Raw genomic sequence first — 9,217 nt, forward strand, 5'->3', positions numbered from 1 at the left:
GTGGCATGGAAAGAGCCGCCTTTGCATGACGCGCATCCAAGCAGACTACCGGAAGGCCTATTTCCTTGAAACTGTGCCAGTGCCAAGTGGACAGCGGACCAGTTTCAAAACCGATTTTGATCGCTTCAGGTGCTTTGACGCTTAAAGCCTTGGCAATTGCTTCGGGCTTAGAGGAAGTTTTACCTTGCCACACTGTATTACCGTTCTCGTCAAGGGCACAGATGCTGGTCTCATCCAATGAAACATCAAGTCCTACATAATGGGCCATGAGGGCTCTCCTTTCCGGCGTTAAGGTGTTTGAGGCTGATTATCGCAAACCTCGTTGCAAGGGGGGAGAGCACCCCTCGCGATTATTCTATGTCCACAAATTCGAGGGAACTTCATCCCACATTATGCGGCAGCAGCCGCGCCAACACTCGTGATTGACTGTTCTTAGGCTCGTTTTCTCCAGCAGTGCCCACCTCGGGTCCACAAATTCGAGGGAACTTCATCCCACATTATGCGGCAGCAGCCGCGCCAACACTCGTGATTGACTGTTCTTAGGCTCGTTTTCTCCAGCAGTGCCCACCTCGGGTGCACCAAGACCGCTAAATAAGCGAATCTACTCTAGAGTGCTATGAAATTGGAGAGAACTTCTCGATCCACCAGTTTAAATGTATAGCAATTATATATAGAGTAATTGATGAGTTACTCGCAGTCAATATATCAAAAAAAACAATTCAACCATTACCCAAAGTCAACCGGTAACGTCCCCCATAAGGGGTACAACATCTAAGACGTTCATTACGAACGTAATGGCAATGAGTGTGAGGATTTCATTTTGGTAAAGGGACCCCGCCTCCGAAAAAACGAGCGCTGCCGCATCGTTGAGATATCTGAGCAGCTATATGTCGTAACAGAGCGCAATCCAGAGGTGTGAACATGGACGGGTTTAATAAAACCCTTGATAGGATCAAAACAATTGATTGGGACAGTGCTTTGGTTTCCTTCTTTGTCGTCAAACGCAAGCTTATCCAGCGTAGTGCGAAATATGATATTTTTTATGTCAATATTGACAAGCCACTCAGGAAAAATTAAGAAATCCAATGTGGTGATTGAGTATGATTTCAATACGGCCGATTTGGATGACAACCTGCTCGGTTTGCCGACCACTGATACGGATTTACAAGCCATTCTAAACTCTCCAAAGTGATGAAGAACCGCCGACAGTAGACCAGTACGAAGCACTGCTGGGTTCCTGGCTTTGTATTGCCCGCCTGGACATCAAGGACCAGCCTCCTCTCTTTTCTGCTCGCCGCGTTTCGAAGGGATGGAGCACCAAAAAGGTGACGCAACTAATCAACATGGTATTCCAGAACAATATGCTGGTAGACACCGGCGACCGACTGAAGACCGCCGACGGCACGGAGGTCGAAGTCTGGGAGTTCTGTCATGAGCAAGACGAGACAGTGCACTCCGCATGGGCAAAGCACTTTCTGCAAGGGAATCTGAGAGGGATTTTTTCTGGAAAACCCGGAAAATCGCTGCCTAGCTGAAAAATCTGCCATTCAAAATTTTCTGTAGTTGCAGTAAGTTGGCGAAATGTGAGGAGGTCGGCAAACTCTTCGGGTGTGCCTTCAAATTCGGTGTACCGTCTGAGGAAGGCGGTGGGTGGGTTCGATTCCCATGCATTTCCGCCATAATGATTTCAAGGAGTTAGGCGTAAAGCCCAGCCCCTTTTGAGTTATTGGCCGGTTAAAGAAAAAGGTGTGGATAGGCTATTTTTTGGGCTCTTTTGTGACACAAAAGTATCCCAATTTTTCTTATAGCCGGATAGACAAACAGAGTTTTTTGAATCCTGAGTTGTCTGGCTGGTTCATCTCAAGGCTATGATGGTGTGCACCCAATTTCGCCAAGAACCGCCCCTATTAACTCCTCGAAGGCAGGTTTTAGCGGATTGGTGAGATGGTCAGGAATTTCTGGGTGTTCCATAAGCTTAAAAAAAATTTCGGTCCGGAATCAAAGGTTGCATCTCCACCCTTAAGCTCGCCTTTGGCCTGGACTCGCCTTCATGGGCCTCCCGCATTCTCGATCGCTTCATCAAGACAAAACGCAAAGGCAATAAAGTTTTTTGCCTTGGCCCATAAACCATAAACAAGACTTCCAGGATGGGATCTAAATAGATGCCGGTTTTAAAACCGGCAACCAATATGAAAGAATACTGCTGATGCTGGTGGGTTGCTGATCCCACCGAACACCTTTTATCTATTCAGGTTAAAGGCAGATTATCCAGCTCCGAGTAAAGGCTTGACATTTTCCCTGAATTAGCTAATTAATACTGACGAATTATGTTAATATTTATAAATATAGGATACGCGTTCTATCCAACTCAAAAGAATTGATGCCAGGCGGGAGCAACACCCAGGTAAATGCATGGACCATGGCTAACACCTTGATTACGGACCTATCCTATGGGAATGACCACCATGACTCCTCTGGGCCCTCTGCATTGGACAATCTGAACAAAAGGTTTGAAACCAAATGGATCTGCCCGAGGAAATAGCTCAGGGCTCATTGAAGCGCATTGAACTTCGCCCTGGTTTTAAGCTGAGTTGCTCCAACTACAAGGTCAGTGAGCGCCTGGTAAGAGAGGTGCGGGATCCCAGCCCGGCCTTTGGAATAGGCTTTTGTATTTCAGGCAGCATTACGGGCCGGGCGGTGGGTATGGCCAACGATGTTCCCGCAAACTCCCGGCAAAGCCAGCTTTTCTACTTTCCCGATCGGAGTGGAATCATAGTAAATGAAAGGGATACCTACTATCTAGGATTGACCCTGCTTGTGGACCCGGAATTTTTTTTCGCCATGCTCAGAGATGAAATGGATTCGCTGCCGCCTGATTTCAGGCGCCTGGCCGATGGCAGCGTCTCGGAAATCTACCAGCACTCCACAGCGGTTACTCCCAAGATGCAACATGCCTTCAGACAGATACTGGATTGCCCCTACGAGGGTTTGACCAGGCGGTTGTTCTTGGAAAGCAAGGCGATTGAACTCATAGCCCTGAGGCTCCAGGCCCTGATTGATTCCAACCCCCAAAACGATCAAAAAACAGCGTTGATTCCGGGTGACATGGAGAAAATATACCATGCCGCGGAGTTGTTAGGCAGAGAGTTAAAAGACCCGCCATCCCTGTTTACGCTGGCCAAAACCGTGGGCCTTTCCCATGTAAAGCTCAATCGCGGTTTCCGCGCCTTGTTTGGAACCACGGTATTTGGCTATCTCCGTCAAATCCGCTTGCAAAGCGCTAAAAAGCTGCTTGAAACCCGTCAGATGAATGTTACCGAAGCCGCATTCGCGGTCGGTTACAACAGCGTATCCGCCTTTTCCAGGGCTTTTACCAGTCAATATGGCTTACAGCCCAATGTCTGCAACAGGCTCTCCCAAAAAGCCCATTCGGGTGCCCCGGCCCTCGCGCTTGCCGGAAAGTAATCGGGTAAAAACAGTAAGTTAACGTTTTTTTCTACGCCGGTTGGCCACCGTTAGTCGTGTTACTTCCCCGCACTGTTTGACAGGCTGTTAAACCGCCCGCCTTGCCCGCGTTCATTCAAGGCAAGAAATAGTTCATATGGGGTTAGCATCTAACTATTTTTAGAGTTATGAATTATCCCTGGTCAATTTAAACTGATTTTGCCTCATGCAATTAAATTCTAATAGATCCCACGAGGGGGCCTTCCAATGAATCAAAACATGCGTTTCAAACTCACAGCCGGGAGTGTCATTACCCTGTTGGCCTGGCTTGGCTTGGTCTTTCTTTGCATGCCGCCGGAGGCTTATGCCCGGGAGGCCAAGCCCCCGGATCAGGTTGAAGAAAAGGCGCCTCAAGAGGAAACCAAGATGCAAGGTATCTTGGTGACCGCCCAGAAGCGGGAGGAAAATATCCAGGACGTGCCCATAAGCATGAGCGTGCTTTCGGGTGCTGAAATCGAAGACGCCGGTATTGTGGACATGAGCGACCTGACCAACTTCACTCCCAACGTTTATTCCTATTGGGACCAGCTCATCATAAGGGGCGTTTCCACCCATAGCATGGCCCTGAACTCCCCGTCCGGACTTTTCGTGGACGACATTAACTACCCGTTCACCTCCATGCAGAATCCCGACTTGATGGACATTGAGAGGGTGGAGGTGCTCAGGGGCCCCCAAGGCACTCTGTACGGCCGCAACACCGAGTCCGGAGCAATCCGGATCATCACCAAGCAGCCGGGCAATGAAGTGCGGGGGACCGTGTATGGGGAGCCCGGATTTTATAACGGACCCGACCGCAACAGCTTTTTGTTCAACGCCGGCGCCAATGTCAGCGGCCCGGTGGTGAAAGATAAGCTCTTTATGGGCGTGGCTTTTGAAACCAGGGATTCCGACGGATTCATTGAAAATATCTACAACGGCGACGACAAGGCTGCGAAGATCGATCATAAAACCGGCCAGGCCAAGCTCCGTTGGACGCCAAGCGAAAAGTGGGACATCTCCTTTTTGGCAAACGCCTTTGAGAAGGACGACGGCTATGGCCATTCGCGTTACATTGACGGCTCTGCTCAAACCGATCGCTATATAATCAACTGGAACGGACCCAGCCTCCAGAAGGTTGAAAACAATGGCCAAGCCCTGCGCGCCAAGTATTCGGCTGATTCTTTTGACTTGGTTTCCATTTCGGTGAGAAACGATTTTGAGCACAATCTTGAGTATGACGGTGAGTTGGGACCGGAACCCTATCAAAATCAACGCTTTAAGACCACCAATACCTATTACAGCCAGGAGTTCCGTTTTTCCTCAGCCGATAATGACACCCCTTTCAAATGGCTTGCCGGCATATACGGATTTAGCGAAGAGGTGGAGGTGGATGCCAGTTTCCTTGGCCAGAGCAGGGAGACGGACTATGACACCAAAGGTTATGCCGTGTTCGGGCAAGCCACTTACACCCTTTTTAAAAGGCTTCATCTCACCGCGGGGCTGCGGTTTGATCAGCAAAGCTCCGATGGAACTCAAAAATCCAACCTCGCACCAGATCCCTATTCGGCTGACCTGGAGTCAAGCGAGGTGCTGCCCAAGGGATCCATCAGCTTTGACGTCACCCAGGACCTTACGTTGTACACCAGTGTTGCCAAGGGATTTCTGGCCGGAGGATATAACTATGGCATGGCCCAGGGACGTGACAATTTTGCCTGGGATCCGGAGTATACCTGGAACTATGAGATCGGCATGAAATCATCCTGGCTTAACAACAAGCTCACCTTAAACGCGGCGTTTTATCGTATCGACATCTCAGACAAGCAGGTTTCGGCGTGGCTGGCCGGTCCCGCCTTGAGGAGCATCACCAATGCGGGCAAGGCATCGTCCCAGGGATTTGAGTTGGAACTGGCATTACGGCCCGCGGTTGGATGGCGTATCTTCGGGGGAATCGGTTATGCCGACGCCACCATCGACGAATGGGTATCTGATGAAAAAACGGGCGGCAGCTATGACTACAGCGGCAAGCGCTTGACTTCTGTGCCCGAATACACCTATAACGCGGGCGCGGAATACATCCATACTTCGGGTCTTTTCGGCAGGGCAGACCTCACCGGAGTGAGTGATTTTTATAAAGACGCAAAGAATGAATACGAAGTCGGCGGACACCAGTTGGTCAACCTGCGTTTGGGCTACAAGTCGTCCTTGTTTGACGTTGTCCTATGGTGCAAAAACCTTTTTGAGAATGAATACTATTTGAGTAAGTCCTCTTATTTCATCGGCACCATTGTCGAAGATGGCGCGCCCAGGTCCATTGGAGTGAGGTTCACCTACCGGTTTTAGGCGACGCATGGCGGCGTAGCGGGGCTGCCGCGCTGGGCGGCCCCCGCCTTGGCGGAGATCAGTAAAGCGGGCCATTGATATAGCTGAAAATGAGAGGCGATGTTTTATGAAAATAAGAACCATTAATCCGATGCCATTGGCAATTGCCATTGCGTTGCTTCTGATGACATCTACTGCCCTTGCCGGGACCGGCGGACAACACTCTAAAAAAAACAAGGTAAGCCAACCACACATATACCTTGTCGGCATGGGGCCGGGTGATGCTGATTTAATTACCATCAGCGCGCAACAGACTGTTCGCAAGGCCGACCTGATCATCTGCGATCCCATACTGGCCAAACAGTTCAGCGGGTTATTGGCCGGCAAAGAATTGCTGGTTACCGGTGAGGATTCTCGCCTTAAAACAGAGAATTCTGCTGGTAGGGCCGCAAAACGAGACCGGATTATAAAAACGGTCCGGAGCGCAGTAAAAGCCAACAAGGTGGTTGCCATTCTCGACCACGGTGATCCCATGGTTTATGGAAACCTGACTTGGTGCCTCACCGCGTTCAAGGATCTCACTGTAAAGGTGGAGCCGGGAATTTGCCTGTTTCACGCGGCAAATGCAGCCTTGCGGGATGATATATCATTTAGCGATATTGCCAAGTCAATCATAATAACCACCAACGACGCTCCCGGACAAAAGGATACAATCGATAAACTGGCCAGCAAATCAGCAACCATGGTTGTTTGTTGTTCTAAAAATGATTTTTCCTTAATGTTAAAAAAACTCTCAAAAAAATATTCTTCTGAAACTCCGATTGCCCTGGTTTTTAATACGGGATATACCCATAAGGAAAAGGTTGTCTGGGGTACAATTGCAGATATTGAAAAAATAGCATCCAAACAAAAAATTCCAAAAGAATTTATGGTTTTCGTTGGCGCCAACCTGGATAGCCCGAAATACCATGTCAAAGCGGAAAAAAAGAAGGGAAAGCTATATTTGGTCGGATTGTATTTCAATAACGCTGACTTGGCTACATTACGGGCGGCGAACATAGTTGAAAAATCCGACTTGATAATAGATCAGTTTGGCGTTCTTAAAACGGGCTTCAAACACAAGCGACTGCTGCAAGGCAAAGAGATTTGGGTGCCTTCAGGTAAAGAAGCTTGGATTTGGCATGGATACGGCAAGAGTGCGGATGCCTTTTCCGGCAAGGATTTGGAACGGTTCGTTGCTGCTGAAAAGGCCAGGCAGGAGACGGCCGTTAAGGTGCGTCAGGCAATAGAAAAGGGCAAGCAGGTATGCATTCTGGATATAGGCGACCCCTTGACCTATGCGCCATGGTCGTGGATTTCGCGGGAATTCGCCGACCTTGACCCCATAGTTGTTCCCGGGATGAGTTCATTTGACGTTGCCAACGCTGTCCTGCAAAAGAGCGTTACGCAAGGAGGAAACACCAAGTCCGTTATTTTAACGGTTCCGGATGTCGACGATTGGCTTAATAAAACATGCTTTGATTTTGATGCAATGCTGGAAAGGCAAACATCTTTGGTGATTTTCATGCCTGGCTACATGATTACGCTGCCAGACATAGTAAATAAACTTTCCGTTTATTATGACTTGAAAACACCGATTGCCTTGGTGGGAAACGCTGGTTTTAAAGATAGTCAGAGAGTGGTCAAGGGCAGGCTTGACAATATCGTGGAATTGGTGGGCAAAGAAAAAATGCCTCAGTCATATCTGATTTACGTCGGTCCCTTTTTAAATTGAAGAAATCCAAGGCGGCATATGGCCGAGATGTCCAGGGTGTGAAACAGCGGTGGACCCCATTTATTGGAGAGTTTGGCGGCTTGATTAAGTTGGATGCCGCCTTTTTGCCTCAGGTCAGGGAATTTCGGTCGGCCATGATTTTGCTCAGGAGGTCCTTGGCTGCCTGGCGATGAAGGCGGATGAACGACCACTCGGGTTCCTTGGCCAGCTTTTGCATAAGCAGACCGTCCCTGTCAAACCATAACGGGAGCACCCCGCCCAGGAAGAATCCGGCTGATCTGGCGGCTTCCACGGCCATGGTGCATCCAGGCGCAGCCAGGGGCAGAACCAGCTGGTGCGCGTGGATGCCCGGCTGTTCGGCCATGACATCTGCCAACTTTTCGGAAAAATCAAGACCCAGGGTTTCGACGGTCACCTTGGTCAGGCCCGCCTCGCCAAAGGTCTGCACGGAAAACACGGTGCGCCCTGCGGGGAGGCGGTCTTCGGCCATCTGCCGGTCCAGTCCCCGCGAAGCATAGAATTCGTTCAGAAAGTCCAGGTATTGTTGCGGCGCATACACCTCGTGCGGCCGGTCGTGAATAATTATGAACTCGTCCAGCAGGGACACCCGGCCTTCTTGGCCGCCCCCAAGCTCATCCGGCTTGGGCGGCATGGGCTCCAACTCCAGGGCGCAGACCAGTGACTTGAAGTTTACGCCAAGTTTTTGGGTTATTACGTGATTGCAGACGCATTGTCCGAAAATGATATCCAGCTCAAGCTTCTCCGGCGGGGTGTGGTGCATCCGCCGGGCCAGGCGCACCGCCAGGGTGGTCCCGCGATATGCGGGATGAACGATCCAGGAGCCGCCCTCCATGATATGCCGACCTGGAGGGTTCCTGAATAGCGCGTACAGGCCCACCACGTCGCCTTTAGATGTCCTGCCCACGACCTGGTACAGGTCCGGCCCCTGGTTCAGGCGCACCAACTCCGCAGGGTCGTAGACATAATCCACGGGAAAGGAGTCGCCATAAACCGCGTAGTACAGGCGAGCCACGCCCAGGGCGTCCTCAGGGCGGAAGCTGTCCACTTCGAATTTTTGGCCTGGCTCTGTTTCGTGCCGATCAGATTTTAAAGCAGCCAAGCAGGTGTCCCGATTTGTTTTCATTAACTTGTTAGTCTTTCATGCCGGGGTCTAACGGTAGATTTACCTTTTTTGCCCTGGACAGTATATCCCGTTACCCCGCATCAGGCGTTCCATTGTGCAATGAGCGGCCTAAGTCCTCATAAAGGTCAAATTTACGCCTTCTTATCCTTGGTGGTTATCGTCCCTAATCCGGATAACGTAAGATATTTTTCGCTTTTATAAGTAGGCGGTGGTCTTCGTATGGTGAAATAGAAATTGCCAAAGTTTCAGCCACCAAACAAAAGGACCACCACCTTGGACAAGGATAACACCAAAAAGCTCGGGCATGTCGTACATATCGACGAGGGTAAGATTCGGGGCCATTTGGACGAAATGGTCAGGGGCACAGTGGAGCAGACCTTAAACGATTTACTGGATGCCGAAGCAGATAGACTCTGCAATGCTCCCAAATATTCCAGATCCCCTGACCGGGTTGACAGTCGTGCCGGTCATTACGAGCGGAAGCTTTTGACCAAGGC

Annotated in this window: 5 protein-coding genes, 1 tRNA gene and 1 pseudogene; 5 read left to right on the plus strand and 2 right to left on the minus strand. The window is 50.1% G+C overall.

The features are described from left to right. Window positions 1-268: pseudogene (locus X474_RS20985) on the minus strand (IS110 family RNA-guided transposase); the annotation flags it as partial. Window positions 269-1,587: 1,319 nt separating this feature from the next. Here X474_RS20985 and X474_RS26345 point away from each other — a divergent pair. From X474_RS26345 to X474_RS21010, 4 genes are all read left to right on the plus strand, one after another. After that, window positions 1,588-1,679, plus strand: a tRNA-OTHER gene (locus X474_RS26345). A gap of 841 nt (window positions 1,680-2,520) precedes the next feature. Then, window positions 2,521-3,465, plus strand: a complete 945-nt coding sequence (locus X474_RS21000; protein WP_044351810.1) for a helix-turn-helix domain-containing protein — start codon at window positions 2,521-2,523, stop codon at window positions 3,463-3,465. 246 nt (window positions 3,466-3,711) lie between these two features. Next, window positions 3,712-5,823, plus strand: coding sequence for a TonB-dependent receptor (locus tag X474_RS21005; protein WP_044351811.1), 2,112 nt, complete (start codon window positions 3,712-3,714; stop codon window positions 5,821-5,823). Between the two features lie 106 nt (window positions 5,824-5,929). Continuing rightward, complete coding sequence (locus tag X474_RS21010; RefSeq protein WP_044351812.1) at window positions 5,930-7,576, plus strand: SAM-dependent methyltransferase; 1,647 nt, start codon at window positions 5,930-5,932, stop codon at window positions 7,574-7,576. A gap of 109 nt (window positions 7,577-7,685) precedes the next feature. Here X474_RS21010 and X474_RS21015 read toward each other — a convergent pair whose 3' ends face one another. Next, complete coding sequence (locus tag X474_RS21015; protein WP_197282216.1) at window positions 7,686-8,696, minus strand: hypothetical protein; 1,011 nt, start codon at window positions 8,694-8,696, stop codon at window positions 7,686-7,688. A gap of 297 nt (window positions 8,697-8,993) precedes the next feature. Here X474_RS21015 and X474_RS21020 point away from each other — a divergent pair. Next, window positions 8,994-9,217 (plus strand): transposase (locus X474_RS21020; protein ID WP_044351814.1); only part of this gene is annotated, 224 nt, incomplete at its 3' end.

Origin of the sequence: Dethiosulfatarculus sandiegensis, assembly GCF_000931935.2 — a bacterium.
GTDB classification, from domain to species: Bacteria; Desulfobacterota; Desulfarculia; order Desulfarculales; family Desulfarculaceae; genus Dethiosulfatarculus; species Dethiosulfatarculus sandiegensis.

Coding starts and splice junctions, on each gene's coding strand:
- X474_RS21010 (WP_044351812.1), top strand. CDS start 5,930: ATGAAAATAAGAACCATTAATCCGATGCCATTGGCAATTGCCATTGCG.
- X474_RS21000 (WP_044351810.1), top strand. CDS start 2,521: ATGGATCTGCCCGAGGAAATAGCTCAGGGCTCATTGAAGCGCATTGAA.
- X474_RS21005 (WP_044351811.1), top strand. CDS start 3,712: ATGAATCAAAACATGCGTTTCAAACTCACAGCCGGGAGTGTCATTACC.